Annotated in this window: 12 protein-coding genes, 1 tRNA gene and 1 riboswitch; of the genes, 6 read left to right on the forward strand and 7 right to left on the reverse strand. The window is 64.2% G+C overall.

The window, feature by feature from the left end; all coding sequences use genetic code 11:
- Positions 1 to 59: 59 nt before the first annotated feature.
- The 3 genes from PIN31009_RS15865 to PIN31009_RS15875 all read right to left on the reverse strand — a co-directional run bounded on the left by PIN31009_RS15865 (position 60) and on the right by PIN31009_RS15875 (position 2,725).
- A tRNA-Thr gene (locus tag PIN31009_RS15865) sits at positions 60 to 135 on the reverse strand.
- Between the two features lie 186 nt (positions 136 to 321).
- Positions 322 to 1,335: a class 1 fructose-bisphosphatase gene (locus PIN31009_RS15870; protein WP_150684844.1), complete on the reverse strand. Its 1,014-nt coding sequence runs from the start codon at positions 1,333 to 1,335 to the stop codon at positions 322 to 324.
- A 106-nt stretch (positions 1,336 to 1,441) separates the two neighbouring features.
- Positions 1,442 to 2,725, reverse strand: coding sequence for an aspartate carbamoyltransferase (locus PIN31009_RS15875; RefSeq protein ID WP_058377817.1), 1,284 nt, complete (start codon positions 2,723 to 2,725; stop codon positions 1,442 to 1,444).
- Between the two features lie 136 nt (positions 2,726 to 2,861).
- On the opposite strand from PIN31009_RS15875, the gene PIN31009_RS15880 reads away from it, so the two are divergent.
- The 4 genes from PIN31009_RS15880 to PIN31009_RS15895 all read left to right on the forward strand — a co-directional run bounded on the left by PIN31009_RS15880 (position 2,862) and on the right by PIN31009_RS15895 (position 8,142).
- Entirely contained in the window at positions 2,862 to 3,788 is a 927-nt protein-coding gene (locus PIN31009_RS15880; protein ID WP_150684843.1) for a LysR family transcriptional regulator, read from the forward strand.
- A 147-nt stretch (positions 3,789 to 3,935) separates the two neighbouring features.
- Positions 3,936 to 5,900: an aconitase family protein gene (locus PIN31009_RS15885; protein WP_150790921.1), complete on the forward strand. Its 1,965-nt coding sequence runs from the start codon at positions 3,936 to 3,938 to the stop codon at positions 5,898 to 5,900.
- Between the two features lie 197 nt (positions 5,901 to 6,097).
- Positions 6,098 to 7,522 carry an MFS transporter gene (locus tag PIN31009_RS15890; RefSeq protein WP_150791140.1) on the forward strand — a complete coding sequence of 475 codons (1,425 nt, stop codon included), beginning with the start codon at positions 6,098 to 6,100 and terminating at the stop codon, positions 7,520 to 7,522.
- A gap of 26 nt (positions 7,523 to 7,548) precedes the next feature.
- A complete protein-coding gene (locus PIN31009_RS15895) occupies positions 7,549 to 8,142 on the forward strand; it encodes a class I SAM-dependent methyltransferase (protein WP_150790922.1) in 594 nt (197 codons plus the stop codon).
- 11 nt (positions 8,143 to 8,153) lie between these two features.
- On the opposite strand, the gene PIN31009_RS15900 is transcribed toward PIN31009_RS15895, so the two are convergent.
- Positions 8,154 to 9,077 (reverse strand): LysR family transcriptional regulator, encoded by a 924-nt coding sequence (locus tag PIN31009_RS15900; protein WP_150790923.1) that lies wholly within the window; start codon positions 9,075 to 9,077, stop codon positions 8,154 to 8,156.
- Positions 9,078 to 9,205: 128 nt separating this feature from the next.
- Between PIN31009_RS15900 and metE the strand changes: the two genes are divergently transcribed.
- Positions 9,206 to 11,509 (forward strand): 5-methyltetrahydropteroyltriglutamate--homocysteine S-methyltransferase, encoded by a 2,304-nt coding sequence (metE, locus tag PIN31009_RS15905; RefSeq protein WP_150790924.1) that lies wholly within the window; start codon positions 9,206 to 9,208, stop codon positions 11,507 to 11,509.
- 118 nt (positions 11,510 to 11,627) lie between these two features.
- Here metE and pepN read toward each other — a convergent pair whose 3' ends face one another.
- Positions 11,628 to 14,339 (reverse strand): aminopeptidase N, encoded by a 2,712-nt coding sequence (gene pepN, locus PIN31009_RS15910; protein WP_150790925.1) that lies wholly within the window; start codon positions 14,337 to 14,339, stop codon positions 11,628 to 11,630.
- A gap of 212 nt (positions 14,340 to 14,551) precedes the next feature.
- On the opposite strand from pepN, the gene PIN31009_RS15915 reads away from it, so the two are divergent.
- The gene (locus tag PIN31009_RS15915; protein ID WP_150684837.1) at positions 14,552 to 15,163 is read left to right on the forward strand and encodes a DUF4136 domain-containing protein; all 612 of its coding nucleotides are present in this window, start codon (positions 14,552 to 14,554) and stop codon (positions 15,161 to 15,163) included.
- A gap of 128 nt (positions 15,164 to 15,291) precedes the next feature.
- On the opposite strand, the gene PIN31009_RS15920 is transcribed toward PIN31009_RS15915, so the two are convergent.
- Complete coding sequence (locus PIN31009_RS15920; RefSeq protein WP_058377826.1) at positions 15,292 to 15,849, reverse strand: TMEM165/GDT1 family protein; 558 nt, start codon at positions 15,847 to 15,849, stop codon at positions 15,292 to 15,294.
- A 16-nt stretch (positions 15,850 to 15,865) separates the two neighbouring features.
- Positions 15,866 to 16,066: riboswitch (yybP-ykoY riboswitch) on the reverse strand.
- A gap of 262 nt (positions 16,067 to 16,328) precedes the next feature.
- Positions 16,329 to 17,657, reverse strand: a complete 1,329-nt coding sequence (gene guaD / locus PIN31009_RS15925) for a guanine deaminase (protein WP_087686690.1) — start codon at positions 17,655 to 17,657, stop codon at positions 16,329 to 16,331.
- Positions 17,658 to 17,659: the final 2 nt, after the last annotated feature.

The raw sequence follows: 17,659 nt of genomic DNA on the forward strand, positions 1-17,659 counted from the left end.
CGCCTAGCTATATGCTATGGCGGCTTTCGTACTTCATCGCATTCCCAGAAACAAGGGTCTGGTGCCGGAGAGAGGAATCGAACCCCCGACCTTCTCATTACGAATGAGCTGCTCTACCGACTGAGCTACTCCGGCGCTGCGAAGAAGTGAGATATTAGCAGGTTTTCCGCGATTGTCACGACTTTTTTCAGAGATTTTTTGTCGTCAGCGCGTGCACGCCGCGTAAATCCTTGAAATTACAGAATTCCTACGCTTCGTCATCGCGAAAATTTTTTTCGCGCAGTGCGCCAACCTCGCGATGACGAAGGCCGTCGGCCTCACTCACTTCTTGTCGGCTTCAAGGTGATAGCCGGTCACGCGCTCGACTTCGTTCTTCGAACCGAGGAACACGGCCACGCGCTCGTGCAGTTTCTGCGGCTGAATATCGAGAATGCGCTGCACGCCGTTGGTCGCCGCACCGCCCGCCTGTTCGACGAGGAAGCTCATCGGGTTGGCTTCGTACATGATGCGCAGCTTGCCCGGCTTGTCCGGATCGCGCTTGTCGGCCGGATACATGAACACGCCGCCGCGCGTCAGGATGCGATGCACGTCGGCCACCATCGAAGCGATCCAGCGCATGTTGAAGTCCTTGCCGCGCGCGCCTTCCTTACCTTGCAGCAACTCGCCGATGTAACGCTGCACCGGCGGGTACCAGTGGCGTTCGTTCGACATGTTGATGGCGAATTCCTTGGTGTCTTCCGGAATGCGCATGCCTTCTTGCGTGAGCACCCACGAGCCCATTTCGCGATCGAGCGTGAAGCAGTTCACGCCATGACCCGTGGTGAGCACCAGCACGGTCTGCGGGCCATACACGGCGTAACCGGCCGCGACCTGTTGCGTGCCCGGTTGCAGGAAGTCCTGTTCGGTCGGGTCCGTCACGCCTTCCGGGCAACGCAGCACCGAGAAGATCGTGCCAATCGACACGTTCACGTCGATGTTCGACGAGCCGTCGAGCGGATCGAACATCAGCAGGTATTCGCCTTGCGGGTAACGGTTGGGGATGTGGAAGACGTCTTCCATCTCTTCCGACGCCATGGCCGCGAGATGGCCGCCCCATTCGTTGGCTTCGAGCATGATCTCGTTGGAGATCACGTCGAGCTTCTTCTGGACTTCGCCTTGCACGTTTTCGCTGCCGGCGCTGCCCAGCACGCCACCGAGGGCGCCCTTGGACACGGCGTGGCTGATCGACTTGCACGCGCGCGCAACGACTTCGATCAACAGACGCAGCTCGGCGGGAATGTTGCTGTATTCCCGCTGCTGTTCGATGAGATATTGGGTGAGGGTCTTGCGGCGCATAGGGGCCTCCAAAAGCAAAAAAGCGTTCGTATTTCGCGACGGACGCAATTTTACCCGCAAAGACCCGCCGCCCCGGCGAAAAAACGCGGGGCGGGGCACTGAAGGATCAGTCGAGTCCGTCGAACAGGGCGTCGTCTGGGCCGACATGCGACGGCGAGCGCCACGTGGCGTCGCGCATGCTGTGCTGAACTTGCTTGTCCACGCCGAGCAGAATCGCGAAGATCGCCATGCGCACCGGAATGCCGTTGTCGGTCTGACGGAAGATCGCCAGACGCGGGTCGTGATTCAGGTCGGTCGACAGATCGTTAGCGCCCGGACGGCTGTCGCGCGGCAGCGGGTGCATGATGATCGTGCGGCTGTCGCAGTACGTGTTGATGAGCGCTTCGTTGATCTGGAAGTCCGGCGTGTAGCCTTCGATGGCTTCGTCGGCAAAGCGCTCTTTCTGAATGCGCGTCGCGTAGACCACATCCGCACCGGCCAGATCGGCGAGCGAGTTGCTCTGCACGATGACGTGGCCGTTCTGCGAAATCTGATCGAGAATGTACGTCGGCATTTCGAGCGACGGCGGCGAAATCAGCGTGAACTTCAGGCCGCGATACAGCGCGAGCAGCTTGATCAGCGAGTGCACCGTGCGGCCGTAGCGCAGGTCGCCGACCATCGCCACGTGGGCGCCGTCGACCAACTTGCCCAGACGCGAGAATTCGCGGCCGATGGTATACAGATCGAGAATGGCCTGACTCGGGTGTTCGCCGGGACCGTCGCCGCCGTTGATCACCGGGATGTTGGTGGCGCGCGCAAACTCCGCGACCGAACCCTTTTCCGGGTGACGCACGACCAGCGCGTCGACATAGCCGCTCATCACGCGGCTCGTGTCGTAAATCGATTCGCCCTTGGCCATCGACGAGAACGTGAAGCCGGTGGTGTCGCACACCGAGCCGCCGAGTCGGCAGAACGCCGAGCCGAAGCTCACGCGGGTGCGGGTACTGGCTTCGAAGAACAGGTTGCCGAGCACTGCACCTTCGAGCACGCGCGAGATCTTCTGGCGGCGGGCAATCGGCTGCATGATGTCGGCGACGTGGAACAGCTCTTCGAGCGAGTCGCGCGAGAACTGGTCGACGGAGATCAGATGCGGCTTGCCGTCGAGACCCATGCGTTCACGCAGCGGCTTGTGTGCGCTTTGCGTAGATTCCGCAGACGGCGCTTCACGGCCGAGGATTTCGCCGACGAATTTCTCGACGATGCTCGGCATCGTGCGATATTCGCTGGAATCTTCGGGGAGCAGCCAGGTGTCGAGGGCGCGCCGGCGAACGCCGATACGCTCGGCGAAGGTGTCGCGGGTCATGTTCAGGCGACGCATCGCGTCGCGCAGGAAAGTCTGCTGTGCACTCATGGTCGGGTCGGCAGGGCTGTGTACGCGATGCGTATAATAGGCGTCGATTCGTTGTTTGTCCAGCAAAAGACGTGCCCCTTGTGGGGCCGCGCCAGCCGGGCGTTTCCGGCATTTCCGGCGTATTGCCGCAACAGGTATGGAAAACCTTCTCCGCAAGCTCGACCTCACTTCTTTACGCCTTTTCGTGGCCGTGTGCCAGGAGCGGAGCATGGCGCGCGCGGCCGAGCGCGAATTCATCGCGCCGTCGGCCATCAGCCGGCGTATTGCCGATATCGAGGCCATCGTCGGCCTGCCCCTGATTCAGCGTCACCAGCGCGGCATTACCGTCACCCCGGTGGGTGAAACCGTGCGCCGCTACGCCGAGCGCATTCTCGGCACCATCGAATCCCTCGGTGCGGAGCTGTCCCAGTTCCATGAAGGCGCGCGTGGCAGCGTGCGCATTGCCGCCAACCTATCGGCCATCGTGCAGTTTCTGCCCGAAGACCTCGCGGCGTTCGGCCGCGTGTTCTCGGCGGTCGACGTCGAACTCGACGAACAACACAGTAATGAAGTGCTGCAACGCGTCGGCGAACGCGCCGTGGACGTGGGCATCTGCAACGCCGTGGCCGGGATCGAAGCCTTCACGATGGTTCCGTACCGCCGCGACCGGCTGGCCGTGATTCTGCCGGTCGGCCATCCACTCGCGGCCCGCACGGGCGAGATTCCGTTTTCCGCCTGCGTGAACGAAACGCTCGTCGGCCTGCAAGGCAACAGCGCCCTCACGCAGTTGCTGCGTCAGCAGGCGAGTGCGGCGGGCGCGTCGCTGCGCATCAAGATTCGCGTGTCGAGTCTGGACGCGCTGTGCCGCATGGCGCACGCCGGGCTGGGCATTGCCATCGCGCCGGAGCAGGTCGGCCAGTTGTATGTGGGCAAGCTCGACGTGGTGGTGCGTCCGCTCACCGACGAGTGGGCCCATCGCCAGCTGTGGATGGTGTTTCCGTCGCGCGAACAACTCAGCGCGACCGCGTCCGCGGTGGTGAACTTCCTCGCGCAGGGGCAAGGGCAGCAGGGCGAGCCCGCGTGAAGGGCGAAGGGTGAAGGGGGAAGGGCGAAGGGTGATGGATGATGTGTGAGGGGGCAGGCCTTCGCAAACCGTCATGCCGGGATTGCCAAGACGGCACGGCAGGCCTATAAGGCCGCCGCTATGCTGTCTTTCGGAGGTAATCGCTGCATGGAAGACATCATTCGTTTCGACGGCCGCATTCTGTTCTTGTCCGACGACCCGGCCATCGTGCGCCGGCAGATCGCGGGCGAGACCGTCACCCGCGCCGAGGCCGGCACCTTGCGTGAGAACGTCTCGACAGACGAAATCACGCCCGTCACGGTCATGCTCACGTACGACGAGCGCTTGGGCCGCTACCCTTACGTCGGTTTCAAAGCGGGGAACGAACTCCCCATCGGCGAGCACGACATTCGTCGCGGCGGCTTTCAGGTGACTGTTGCCGGCAAGCGCTACGGCAAGGGCTCTTCGCGCGAATCGAGCCCGCTCGCGGAGTTGTCTGCCGGCATCCGGCTCATCGTGGCCGAGAGCTTCGAGCGCATCTATCAGCAGAACTGCGACAACATCGGCATTCTGACGACGACCGACTTCGGCGTGCTCGATCGCATTCTCGCGGGCGAAGCCATCCCGATCACCGAATTCCTCAAGGGCCGCGACGCCCTCACGCAGCAGATCATCCGCAGCGGGGGCCTGCTCGCCTACAGCAAGTTTGCCGAATGGCCCGTGCCGGTGGCCGATGACGTCGGTGCAACGACAGCCGACGCTCCGCCGCGCACGCTCGTCGAGAAGATCATTGCGCGCCGCCTGCATCCGGCTACACCGGGCGCCGCGCGCGGCGACGGCGTGTTCGTCGCGGTCGACTGGCGGTTCTCGCACGATTACTTCACCGGCATGTGCGCGCACCTGATGCATCGCGCGTTTGGCGAGCCCGCGCCGTTGCACGACCCGGCGCGCATCATCGCGTTTCAGGATCACCTCGTGCTGGCCGCGCAGAGTCATCCGCACGTCACGCAGGGTTTGCTCCCGGGTGTGGCGAATCTGACGAGCGGTCACCGCGAATTTGTGGCGCGGTATCCCGTGCTCGCGCATGGCGAACTGACCGATGTCGAGGGCGCTTCAGGAGAAGCCGGCGCCGACGGCATTTGTCACGCGCTCATGGCGGAGCGTTACGCGCTGCCGGGGCAGATCGTAATTGGCACCGATTCGCACACGCCCCACGCCGGTGCGCTGGGTTGCCTCGCTTTCGGGGCAGGGGCGACGGACATCGCGAACAGCTGGACGACGGGCTACGTGCGCTGCAAGGTGCCCGAGACGCTGCGCATCGAGATCGACGGCGCGTTGGCGCCGGGCGTGACCGCCAAGGATGTGGTGCTGCATCTGCTGCGACTTGACGCGATTCGCAGCGGCGGCGCGATCGGACTGGTGTTCGAGTACGGCGGCAGCGCGGTGCGCGCGATGTCGATCGACGAGCGCGCCACGCTGACCAACATGGTGGCGGAGCTGGGTGGATTCACCGGCATCGTCGCACCCGACGAGAAGACGGTCGCCTTTCTCAAGACGCGCCGCGGTGTCGACTTCACCGTCGAGCCGTGGATGACGAGCGACGCCGATGCGGTGTATCGCGACGTGATCCGCATCGATGCGACGTCGCTCACGCCGATGCTCGCGCGCCCCGGCGACCCGGGCAATGGCGTGGCGTTGAGCGCACTGGAAGCGCCCGTGTCGATCGATATCGCGTACGGCGGCTCGTGCACGGCGGGCAAGCGCGACGACTTCGATGCGTATCACGACGTGCTCGCGTGGGGGCTGGCGCACGGCATGCGCGTGGCACCGGGCCGCTCGCTGTTTCTGCAATTCGGCACGATGGACGTGCGCGCGTACTGCGAATCGCGCGGCTATCTGAAGACGTTCGAAGCCGTGGGCGCCACGCTCATCATGCCCGGCTGCGGCGCTTGCGCGAACTGCGGGCCGGGGCAGTCGACCACGCGCGAGCAGGTCACCATCAGCGCAATCAATCGTAATTTTCCCGGCCGTTCGGGGCCGGGCAGCGTGTGGCTTGCCAGCCCTTATACGGTGGCGGCGAGTGCACTGGCAGGGCGTATCGCCAGTTTCGACGAGCTGCAATGCGCCACATAAATCGGTGACCGGCGCGGCATCATTCGTGGCAGAATTTCGGCCTCGCGCCTGTTGATTCATGGTGTTTCGCGACGCAACGCCCACGTCGTCACATGTGATTTGCATGGGATGTCACTGGGTGACGCGTCGACAAAAAGCTGTTCGGCCATGACCGAACAGGCCCGGAGACGACTTTCATGCCATCCCCCCAAGTTTCGATGCCTTCCTCGCCTGCCACCTCTACCGCCGCCCATGCGCGCGCGGCCTCAACGCTCACTGCCGGTGAGATTTCTGCCCGCCTCGACCGACTGCCACCCACGCGCACCGTGTGGAAACTGGTGGTGCTGCTGAGTCTCGGGTTCTTCTTCGAACTCTACGATCTGCTCTACACCGGCTATATCGCGCCGGGGCTGGTCAAGAGCGGCATCCTGACGCCGACCACGCCGGGCTTGTTCGGCACCACGGGCGTCGCGAGCTTCATCGCCGCGTTGTTCTCGGGCCTGTTCATCGGCACCATCGCCTGCGGCTTCCTCGCAGACCGTTTCGGACGGCGCGCGGTCTTCACTGGCTCGCTGCTCTGGTACACGGTCGCCAACGTCATCATGGCGTTTCAGGAGACGGCCACGGGCGTGAACTTCTGGCGCTTTATCGTCGGGCTCGGTATTGGCGTCGAGCTGGTAACCATCGGCACGTACATCGCTGAGTTGGTGCCCAAGCAGATTCGCGGCCGCGCGTTTGCGTGCGAACAGGCGGTAGGCTTTACCGCCGTGCCGGTCGTGGCGTTTCTCGCTTACTGGCTCGTGCCGCGCGAATTCCTCGGTCTGGAAGGCTGGCGCTGGGTGGTGCTCATCGGGGCACACGGGGCTGTGTTCGTCTGGTGGATTCGCCGTGCATTGCCCGAGAGCCCGCGCTGGCTGGCGCAGAAAGGGCGTCTGGAAGAAGCGGATCGGGTGCTGAGCGCGCTCGAAGCGAAGGTGGCCGCCGAGTACGGCAAGCCGCTGCCCCCGCCGGGTGTGCCGGAGCCGGTCGTGCCCAAGGGCGCGTTCCGCGACATGTGGGTGCCGCCGTACCGCAAGCGCGCCATCATGATGATTCTGTTCAACATCTTCCAGACGGTGGGCTTCTACGGCTTCGCCAACTGGGTGCCGACGCTGCTCATCAAGCAAGGCGTCACCGTGACCACGAGCCTCGGCTATTCGAGCGTGATCGCGCTGGCCGCGCCCATCGGACCGCTGATCGGCCTGTGGATGGCGGACAAGGTCGAGCGCAAGCACGCCATCGTGTGGACTGCCGGCATCGGCATCGTGTGCGGGCTGGTGTTCTCGCAGGTGACGTCGTCGTTCCTGCTGATCGCGATGGGCATCGGTCTCACGCTCGCGAACAACATCATGTCGTACAGCTATCACGCTTATCAGACGGAACTGTTCCCCACGGGCATTCGCGCCCGCGCGGTCGGTTTCGTGTACTCGTGGAGCCGTTTCTCGGCCATCTTCACGGCGTTCCTGATCGCGTCGGTGTTGCGCAATTTCGGCGTGACCGGCGTGTTCGTGTTCATCTCGCTGGCGATGCTCGTGGTCATGCTGTCGATCGGCCTGATGGGCCCGCGTACGCGTGACGTGGCGCTGGAGAAGATTTCGCAGTAAAAAGGCAGAGACTGGAGGACGGGACCATGGCGGATCTGCAAACCGAAGCGGCCTACGAGGCCAATGCCGTGCGTTACAGCGACGACTGGCTCAACCAGCCGCCGCCGGACGATATGTATGCGCTGCTGGTGCGGCACTTCGTGCCGGGCGGCCGCACTGTCGATGTGGGCTGCGGTAACGGCCGCGATGCGGCGTGGTTAGCGCAGGCGGGATTCGATGTGACGGGTTACGACAACTCGCCCGCGCTGGTCGAACTCGCGCGCAAGACGTTCCCGTGGGTATCGTTCCATGTGGGCAAGCTGCCGCAACTCGAGAACGTGACCGACACCTTCGACAACGTGGTGTGCGAGACGGTGCTCATGCATCTGAACGCGGCCGACGTGCCCGCCGCGGCCGACCGGCTCTGGACGCTGGTGCGCCCCGGCGGCGTGCTCTACGTGTCGTGGCGTGTGACCGAGGGGGCCGACCAGCGCCATGAAGACGGCCGCCTTTACAGTGCTTTTGCGCCGGATGTCGTGCGTGCCGCGTTGCACGAGGGCGTCGTGCTGCACGAAGAAGACGTCACGAGCGCCAGCTCGGGCAAGCGCGTCTGCCGTCTGATCGTGCGCCGGCCCGCCTGACGCCGCTCGCTTTAGAGCAGTTCGATTTCCGGCAATGAGAGCAGGCTCGTCTCGCGCATCAGCGAGACGAATTCCCCAATGTACGGACGCGCCGTAATCGCCGGCAGCGTCGCCGCCCACAACTCCGACGTCAGCCCATTCGGCGTGATCGGGCGTGCGCTGACATAGCGCCGCTCCAGATAGCCGGTGACGGCCCACAACGGCAGGGCCGCCAGCCCGCGCCGGCTCGCCACCAATTGCAGAATCGCGACCGTCAGCTCGGTGGTGCGGCGCGTGGGCTCGATGCCCGCCGGGCGCAGCACCTGACGCACGATGTCGAGCATGTCGTCCGGCACCGGATAAGTGATCAGCGTCTCGTCGCGGAAGTCTTCGGCGTCGAGGTGCGTCTTCGCGGCCAGCGGGTGATCGTTGGCCATCAACGCCATCATCTGGAAGCGGAACAGCGGGTGAAAGTCCACCGCTTCGCCTTCCTCATGCTCCGAGATAATCGCCAGATCGGCGCGGTCCTGATGCAGCAGACCGATCGGGTCGGCATGAAAGCCCGACACGATATCCAGTTCGACTTCCGGCCAGCGCGCGCGAAACGCGTCCATGGCGGGCATCAGCCAGTCGAAGCAGGTGTGGCACTCCACCGCGATGCGCAGCGTGCCCTGCGTGCCCTGCGCGAGCCGTGTGAGATCGCGCCCGGCCTCGTCGACGGCAGGCACCACCTGTTCTGCCAACGCCAGCAAACGCTTGCCCGCCGGTGTGAAGACCAGCGGCGACGACTTGCGCACGAATAACGGCAGCCCGTAAAAATCTTCCAGCGCCTTGATCTGGTGCGAGAGCGCCGATTGCGTCAGATGCAGCCATAGCGCCGCGCGCGACACACTGCCGGTATCGCGCAACGCCAACAGCGTCTGGAGGTGCCGAAGTTCGATGGGGGATCGCTGCATGAATGAATTTAATGTTAAATGGCAAAAACTTTCGTTTGAATAATACATGGGCGACCGGGATACTGCCACTCTGGGCGGAAATTACCCGCCGGTTTTGAACAACATCCGCCTTCTGGAAGACCCCGCTTATGGCCCACGCCCACGTACTCGGACTGCCGCGCATTGGCGCGCAACGTGAACTCAAATTCGCGCAGGAGGCGTTTTGGCGCGGTGACGTGGACCTCATGGCGTTGCAGGCCACCGGGCGCAGCGTTCGTGCCGCCAACCGCGCTGCGCAGCGTGCCGCGGGGCTCGACTGGATTACCGTCGGCGACTTCCATTGGTACGATCAGGTGCTCTCCACGCTGGCACTCGTCGGCGGCCTGCCGGGGCGATTCGGCGCCAAGCCCCAGGCGCTCACGCTGAACGACTACTTCACCGCCGCGCGCGGTAATTCGCAACACAGCGCGATGGAAATGACGAAGTGGTTCGATACCAACTACCACTACCTCGTGCCGGAGTATTCGCCGCAGACGCGCTTCGGCAAGGGCGTCGACTGGCTGTTCGAAGAAGTGGCCGAGGCGTTGATCGAGAGCGCCAACGTCAAACCGGTGCTGCTCGGGCCGCTTTCGCTGCTGTTTCTCGGCAAAGAGAAGGGCGGGCTCGAGGATCGACTCGCGCTGCTGCCCGACTTGATCACACAGTACGTGCGCGTGCTCTCGCGTCTGAAGGCGCAGGGGGTGACGTGGGTGCAGATCGACGAGCCGATTTTTGCGCTCGACTTGCCGGAACGCTGGCGCGAGGCGTTCGCCCCGGCTTATGCCGAACTCGCCGACGTGGCGCCGTCGCTGCTGCTCACCACTTACTTTGGCGACGTCAGCGAGCATGCGGCACTGCTCGCGTCGCTGCCCGTGGCTGGCGTGCATCTCGATGGTGTGCGCGCGCCGCAACAACTGGCCGCATTTGCCGCGTGCTGGCCGGCGGACAAAGTGCTCTCGGCAGGCGTCGTCGATGGCCGCAATGTGTGGCGCTGCGATCTGGCACGCGCACGGGCGATGCTGATGCCGCTCGCCGAGCAACTGGGCGAGCGTCTGTGGGTGGCATCAAGCTGCTCGCTCATGCACTGCCCGGTCGATCTGGCGAGCGAAGTGGGTCTGGAAAAGGAAGTCCGTAAGTGGCTGGCCTTCGCCGTGCAGAAGCTGGGCGAAGTTGCGTTACTGCGCCGTTCGCTCGACCCGGGCGAGTTTGCGGCGGCCGATGTGCGCGCCGCGTTCGTCGCCGATGGCACCGCCCAAGCCGAGCGCCGCACTTCGCCGCGAATTCACAACAGCGTGGTGCAAAAGCGGCTGGCGGCGCTGACCGACGCCGACACGCACCGTGCCTCGGCCTATCCGGTGCGTGCCGAGGCGCAACGGGCATGGCTCAAGCTGCCGGTGTTGCCGACGACCACCATCGGGTCGTTTCCGCAGACGCCGGCGATTCGCAGTGCCCGCGCCGATTTCAAGCGCCGCGCGATGTCGCATCTCGACTATCTCGAAACGATGCGCGCGCAGATTCGTCTGGCGATCGAAAAGCAGGAAGCCTACGGCCTCGATGTGCTGACGCATGGCGAAGCCGAGCGCAACGACATGGTCGAGTACTTCGGCGATCTGCTCTGGGGCTTCGTCATTACGGAGCACGGCTGGGTGCAGAGCTACGGCTCGCGTTGCGTGAAGCCGCCAGTGATCTACGGCGATGTGTATCTGCCCGAGCCGATGACGGTGACATGGAGCGCCTATGCGCAGAAGCTGACCGACAAGCCCGTCAAGGGCATGCTGACCGGGCCCGTGTCGATGCTGCAATGGTCGTTCGTTCGCGATGACCAGCCGCGCGAACTCACGGCATTGCAGATTGCGCTGGCGTTGCGCGAAGAGGTGGCGGCGCTGGAAAAGGCCGGTGTGCGCGTGATCCAGATCGACGAGCCGGCGTTGCGCGAAGGGCTGCCGCTGCGCGCGAACGACTGGCCGGCGTATCTGGCATGGGCGGTGCGGGCGTTCCGTGTGTGCTCGTCGGGCGTGGCGGACGACACGCAGATTCATACGCACATGTGCTATTCGGAATTCCACGACATTCTGCCGTCGATTGCCGCGCTCGATGCCGATGTGATCTCCATCGAAACCACGCGCTCGGCGATGGAGTTGCTGGGGGCCTTCGAGGCGTTCGAGTACCCGAACGAGATCGGCCCGGGCGTGTACGACAATCACTCGCCGCGCGTGCCGTCGCAGGCGGAGATGGAGCGTCTGATCGAAGCGGCCCTCGCGCGCATTCCGGCCGAGCGGCTGTGGGTCAATCCGGACTGCGGTCTGAAGACGCGTGACTGGGTGCAAGTCGACGGCGCACTGACGAATCTCGTGGCAGCGGCCAAAGCGGTGCGGGTGCGGTTGGGGCAAGCGGCGACGGCACAGGCGGCGTGAGCGCGAAATCAGTCGAGCTCGACAGCGCATCGACCCGGCCATGAAAAAAGGCGATGCGTATTTCTCGCATCGCCTTTTTCTTTATTGCGTCACCACGTTAGCGTGACGGCACGGCCGTTCAGGCGAGCGCCTTCTCCACGATTTCGCGCACGTCTTTCGACAGCGCCTTGTGGTCGGCCACTTGCTGCAACGCGTCGCGCATACGGTCGCGCAGCGTCGGCGTGTACTTGCGCCAGCGGTCGAGCACGCGTGCGAGGCGTGCAGCGACTTGCGGGTTCAGGGCGTCGAGCGACAGCACTTGCTCCGCCCAGTACTGATAGCCCGAGCCGTCGGCCGCGTGGAACTGCGCCGGGTTGCCGCTACAGAAGCTGAAAATCAACGAGCGTGCGCGGTTCGGGTTCTTGATCGTGAACGCCGGATGACGCATCAGCGCGCGCACCGCATCGATCACACAATGACTACCGTCACCGCGTTGCATGGCCTGCAAGGCAAACCACTTGTCGATGGCCAGCGCTTCGTGTTCAAAGCGTTGATAGAAGTCGTCGAGCGCCTCGGCGGCGTGATTCTGACCATGCGCCGCATCGCCGTCACGCGCGGCACCGCCACGTTGTACGAGCGCCGTGAGGGCGGCGAAACGGTCCGTCATGTTGTCGGCCGTGTCGTATTGCGTGCGGGCGGTTTGCGCCACGCCGGCGTCCGACAGTTCCATCAAATACGACAGCGCAAGGTTCTTGAGCGCGCGTTCGCCGGCCGATGCGGCATCCGGGCGATAGGCGCCCGGCACGCGGTGGTTGTGATACGCGGCCAGCCACTCGGTATGCAGCGAGGCGGCCAGACGCTGACGCAGATACTGACGCGCCGCATGAATCGCCGCCGGGTCGATCTCGCTCATCTGTTCGCCGAGATACGATTCGGCCGGCAACGTGAGCGCTTGCGCACGGAAGGCCGGGTCGAGCGTTTCGTCACGCAGCACCTGACGGAAAGCTTCGAGCACGTAGCTGTCCACGCTCGGCAACTGGCCCATCTGAATCGATTCGACCAGCGCCAGCAACTGACGCGTGGCGAGACGCTGACCCGCCTCCCAGCGGTTGAACGGATCGCTGTCGTGCGCCATCAGGAACGCGAGTTCGTCGATGGTGTATTCGTGTTCCACGATGACCGGCGCGGAGAAACCGCGCAGCAACGAGGGCATCGGTGTGTGATCCACGTCCACGAACGTGAAGCTCTGACGTTCTTGCGTGAAGTCGAGCACGCGCGTGGTGGCTGCCGGGGCGTCCGCCGGCTCACCCGCCAGACGCAACGCCATGTCGCGGCCGTCGCGATCGAGCAGGCCGACGGCAAACGGAATATGGAACGGCTGCTTGACGAGCGTGCTGTCGTGCAGCTCCACGCCGACCTTCGGGCAGCGCTGCGTAAGCGTGAGCGTGTAAGTGCGAGCGGCTTCGTCGTAAGTGGCGTCGACCGTCACGCGCGGCGTACCGGCCTGACTGTACCAGCGGCCAAATTGCGTCAGGTCGCGCTGATTGGCGTCGGCCATCGCGGCGCGGAAGTCGTCGCACGTCACGGCTTGACCGTCGTGACGCTCGAAGTACAGGTCCATGCCCTTGCGGAAGCCGTCGCGGCCGAGCAGCGTCTGATACATGCGCACGACTTCGGCGCCCTTCTCATAGACCGTGACGGTGTAGAAGTTGTTGATCTCGACGTAGCTCTCGGGGCGCACCGGGTGGGCCATCGGGCCAGCGTCCTCGGGGAACTGCGCTTGACGCAGCACGCGCACGTCGTCGATGCGCTTGACCGCGCGGCCCGAGTCCGAGCCCATCATGTCAGCCGAGAATTCCTGATCGCGGAACACCGTCAGGCCTTCCTTGAGACTCAACTGGAACCAGTCGCGGCAGGTCACGCGGTTGCCGGTCCAGTTATGGAAATACTCGTGGCCGACCACGGCTTCGATATTGCCGAAGTCGTCGTCCGTCGCGGTGGCGGCATCGGCCAGCACGTACTTCGTGTTGAAGATGTTCAGGCCCTTGTTCTCCATCGCGCCCATGTTGAAGTCGCTCACGGCGACGATCATGAAGCGGTCGAGATCGAGCACGCGGCCAAAGCGCGTTTCGTCCCAGCGGATGGAATTGATGAGCGAGTCCATCGCGTGTTCGGTCTTGTCGAGGTCTTGCGGCTGGACCCAGACCTGCAACAGCTTCTCGCGGCCATCGCCGGCCACGATGCGGGCTTCACGGCACACGAGACGGCCGGCGACCAGCGCGAACAGGTAGCTCGGCTTCTTGAACGGGTCGTCCCAGATCGCGAAGTGGCGGCCATCGGGCAAATCGCCCTTGTCGATCAGGTTGCCGTTGGCGAGCAGCACCGGATACGCTTCGCGATCGGCGCGCAGCGTGACGGTGTAGGTCGCCATCACATCCGGACGGTCGAGGAAGTAGGTGATCTTGCGAAAACCTTCGGCTTCGCATTGGGTGAAGAAATTTCCGCCCGACACGTACAAGCCCATCAGCGACGTGTTCTCCTGCGGGCAACAACGCGTGACGAGCGTGAGTTCGAACGCTTCGGGCGGTGCCTCGACGGTGAGCGTCTCCTCGCCGGTGCGGTAGGCGCTCCACGGTTTGCCGTCGACTTCGAGGCTCACCAGTTGCAGGCCCTGACCGACCAGCTCGAGATCGCCGCCCGCGCCTGCCGGGTTGCGATGCACGCGCAGGCGGCTAGTCACGGTGGTGACGTCGGGAGCGAGGTCGAAGTCGAGTTGGACGGTGTCGATCAGGTACGCCGGCGGCGTATAGTCGGAGCGCTGAATAAGGCCAGCGATATCGGTTCTGAGCATGGACGGTGATTTTGCGGACGGCCAAGGATTCACAAATTGTAACGGATTGCCGCGTTTTGGCTCGTCACTTGGTGCGATGCCGAAAAATTTGGAGAATTTTGCCCGTGCCCGCACGTCAAAGATTCGGGAGGTGCACGAGGCACCGTCCTATGCTTAAATCGGCGCGAGGGGCGCGCTTTGCCGTACTTGGCATTTCTCTGGAGCAGTGAATCATGTGGAAAAGATGGGGAATGGCGACGCTGGTCGCCGCCAGCGCAATGCTGGCTGGCTGTGCCAGCACGGTCACGAGCCAGGTGACCGCGTTTGGCGACTCGCCGGGCTTCGATGGGCCGCGCACTTACGCGCTCACCCGTACCCCGGAGCAGCAGAACAATCAGGAGCACGCGACCTACGAGCAGTGGCTGCGCAACCGGCTGGCCGGTGACGGTTTCGCTGAGCAAAGCCCGTCGTCGGCACACTTTCTGGTGGGGATGAGCTACGGCATCAGTCAGCAGATGATGCGCGTGGCCGAGCCGGCTTACGACCCGATGTTCGCGCGAGGGGCGTGGGGGCCGTGGGGCCGTCCGTGGGGCTGGTACGGTTACCCGTACGGCGGCGCGATGCCGGCCTATATCGAGCGTGACTATCCGTATGCGCTCAAGGGGCTGCAACTGCGCTTTACCGACCGGGCGAGCGGCAAGGAGGTGTATCGCGTGTCGGCCGAGACGAGCGATGGCGGCACGTCGCTCGCATCCACCATGCCGTACCTGATCGATGCGGCGCTCAAGCAGTTGCCGTTCCCGAGCGGGCGCACGGTCAACGTGGAGCAGAAAGTCGGACAGTGATGGGTGACTTCGCAGCACGGCAGATCATGTGCTGCGCTGTCATGTGACAGGTCACGCAGACGCCGGGCAGGGCGTCGTGCCGCTGAAAGCGCGGCGCGACACCTTGCCCGGCGTTTTGTTTTTCTGCGTTACTGCATCAGCGTGATGATGCCGAGCACCAGGAAGATGACGGCGGCCACCGCGTGGACGGCGCGCGTGGGCAGGCGCCCGGAGAACTTGTGACCGACCAGCACGGCGGGCACGTTGGCGAGCATCATGCCGAGCGTGGTGCCGGCGACCACGCCGAAGAAGTCCTGATAGCGCGCGGCGAGCATCACCGTGGCGATCTGCGTCTTGTCGCCCATTTCGGCGATGAAGAACGTGAGCACGGTGGAGGCGAACACGCCGAGCTTGCGCTTGGTGTTGGCGTCTTCGTCGTCGACCTTATCGGGAATCAGAATCCAGATCGCCATGCCGATGAACGACGTGACGACGGCCCATTTCATGATCGACGGACTGATGGCGGTCGACAGCCATTCGCCCAGCGCACCGGCAAAGCCGTGATTGACGAGCGTGGCGACGAGAATGCCAAGAATGATCGGCACGGGCTTTTTAAAGCGCGCAGCGAGAACGAGAGCCAGCAGTTGGGTTTTGTCGCCGATTTCGGCGAGACCGACGACGCCGGTCGAGATGAGGAATGGGGACACCTTATTTTTTCTCCGCCGGGCCACGTTGATGCGAGCCAATGACAATGCGTCCCGGCCCGGTTGGCGGAAGCATCGTCATCGGTCTCGCCAGGCCCTTCGGCTGCGCACGCCATAGCCGAAATCGGCCAAGTCTGTTGACGTACGCCCCTGCCGGTACACGCAATACTCGCAATACGCGATGTGCACGACAGGGCGGCTACTCCCCAATGAATCGGAGCGGATTATAGCATCGGATTCGTGACGCGCAAGTGATGGCCCGCGCGCGATGGGGCGATTTGCCGCGCGGGGAGGCCGCGACCGGAATGCAAAAAAGGGCGGCCGAAGCCGCCCAAGGAGATCCCCGACCGCATGCCCCTTGCGCACGGTCGGCGACCGCGGGGGAACGTGCGCCGCGCCAAGGCAGCGGCGTACGTTTCCTCGCGAAAGCAATGCAACAAAGTCATGCACGGCATCAATGCGCCAACAGCAGCGCTTCGATGTCAGTGCGCCGCGCGTCGATGCACCGGCTTGCCGGCGGCGTACGTCGTGGCGATGGCGCGGTCGTCGCCGAGCATCGCGAACGCGAACAGCAACTCTTCGAGCGACTCGGCCAGTGCCGAACGGCGGGCGAGCAACGGTGTGGCTTTCGGATCGAGCACTACGAAGTCGGCTTCTGCGCCGACTGCCAGCGTGCCGATGGTGCCGTGCAGATCGAGCGCGTGTGCGGCGCCTTCGGTGGCCAGATAGAACATGCGCTCGGCCGTGAGGTGATAGCCCGACAAGCGCGCGACCTTGTGCGCTTCGTTCATGGTTTGCAGCATCGAGAACGTGGAGCCGCCGCCCACGTCGGTGGCGAGCGTCACCGGCATGCGCGTGGCTTCGGCCGACGCAAAGTCGAACAAGCCGCTGCCGAGGAACTGGTTCGACGTCGGGCAATGGGCCGCGACGGTGCCGGTCTCGAACATACGGCGGCGGTCATGGTCGTCGAGCCAGATGCAATGGCCGTACACGGCGCGTCGACGCAGCAGCTTGTAGTGGTCGTACACGTCGAGATAGCTGCGATGGCCCGGGAACAGCGAGCGCACCCATTCCACCTCGTCGGTGTTCTCGGCAACGTGGCTTTGGATGAACACGTCCTGATAGCGCTGCGCGAGTTCGCCGCACACGCCGAGCTGGGCTTCGGTCGAGGTCGGCGCGAAACGCGGCGTCAGCGCGTACATCTGACGGCCGTGGTTGTGCCAGCGCTGGATCAACGTCTCGCTGTCGCGGCCACCGCTCTCGGCGGTATCGCGCAGGAATTCCGGACAGTTGCGATCCATCATCACCTTGCCGGCAATCATGCGCAGGTTGCGCGCATCGCTCGCCTTGAAGAACGCATCTGCCGAGCCCGGGTGCACCGTGCAGTACACGAGCGCGGTGGTCGTGCCGCCGCGCAGCAGTTCATCGAGGAAGAACTGGGCGACGTCTGCCGCGTATTCCGGGTTCTCGAAGCGGCGTTCGGTCGGGAACGTGTACTTCTCGAGCCACGGCAGCAGGCCGGGCGCCGGCGACGCGATCATGTCGGTCTGCGGATAGTGAATGTGCGTATCGATAAAGCCCGGCGTGACGATCTTGTCGCGCAGGTCGTCGATGGGCGTGCCCGGCGGCAGTGTGGGCGCCACCTTGGCGTAGTCGCCCACGGCGGTGATGCGGCCGTTTTCATACGCGACGATGCCGTCGGTGTGATGCACCGTGCCGGGCGTGCCGTCGAGATAGGCGCGTGCCGGGTCGTGCGTGAAGTAGACCAGTTGCGCGCGTACGGCGCGCAAGGCTTGGGTCGTGGTGGACATTT

The organism is Pandoraea iniqua, from assembly GCF_902459685.1.
GTDB lineage: Bacteria > Pseudomonadota > Gammaproteobacteria > Burkholderiales > Burkholderiaceae > Pandoraea > Pandoraea iniqua.

Coding starts and splice junctions, on each gene's coding strand:
- PIN31009_RS15890 (WP_150791140.1), top strand. CDS start 6,098: ATGCCTTCCTCGCCTGCCACCTCTACCGCCGCCCATGCGCGCGCGGCC.
- PIN31009_RS15870 (WP_150684844.1), bottom strand. CDS start 1,335: ATGCGCCGCAAGACCCTCACCCAATATCTCATCGAACAGCAGCGGGAA.
- pepN (WP_150790925.1), bottom strand. CDS start 14,339: ATGCTCAGAACCGATATCGCTGGCCTTATTCAGCGCTCCGACTATACG.
- guaD (WP_087686690.1), bottom strand. CDS start 17,657: ATGTCCACCACGACCCAAGCCTTGCGCGCCGTACGCGCGCAACTGGTC.
- metE (WP_150790924.1), top strand. CDS start 9,206: ATGGCCCACGCCCACGTACTCGGACTGCCGCGCATTGGCGCGCAACGT.
- PIN31009_RS15900 (WP_150790923.1), bottom strand. CDS start 9,077: ATGCAGCGATCCCCCATCGAACTTCGGCACCTCCAGACGCTGTTGGCG.
- PIN31009_RS15915 (WP_150684837.1), top strand. CDS start 14,552: ATGTGGAAAAGATGGGGAATGGCGACGCTGGTCGCCGCCAGCGCAATG.
- PIN31009_RS15880 (WP_150684843.1), top strand. CDS start 2,862: ATGGAAAACCTTCTCCGCAAGCTCGACCTCACTTCTTTACGCCTTTTC.
- PIN31009_RS15875 (WP_058377817.1), bottom strand. CDS start 2,725: ATGAGTGCACAGCAGACTTTCCTGCGCGACGCGATGCGTCGCCTGAAC.
- PIN31009_RS15885 (WP_150790921.1), top strand. CDS start 3,936: ATGGAAGACATCATTCGTTTCGACGGCCGCATTCTGTTCTTGTCCGAC.
- PIN31009_RS15895 (WP_150790922.1), top strand. CDS start 7,549: ATGGCGGATCTGCAAACCGAAGCGGCCTACGAGGCCAATGCCGTGCGT.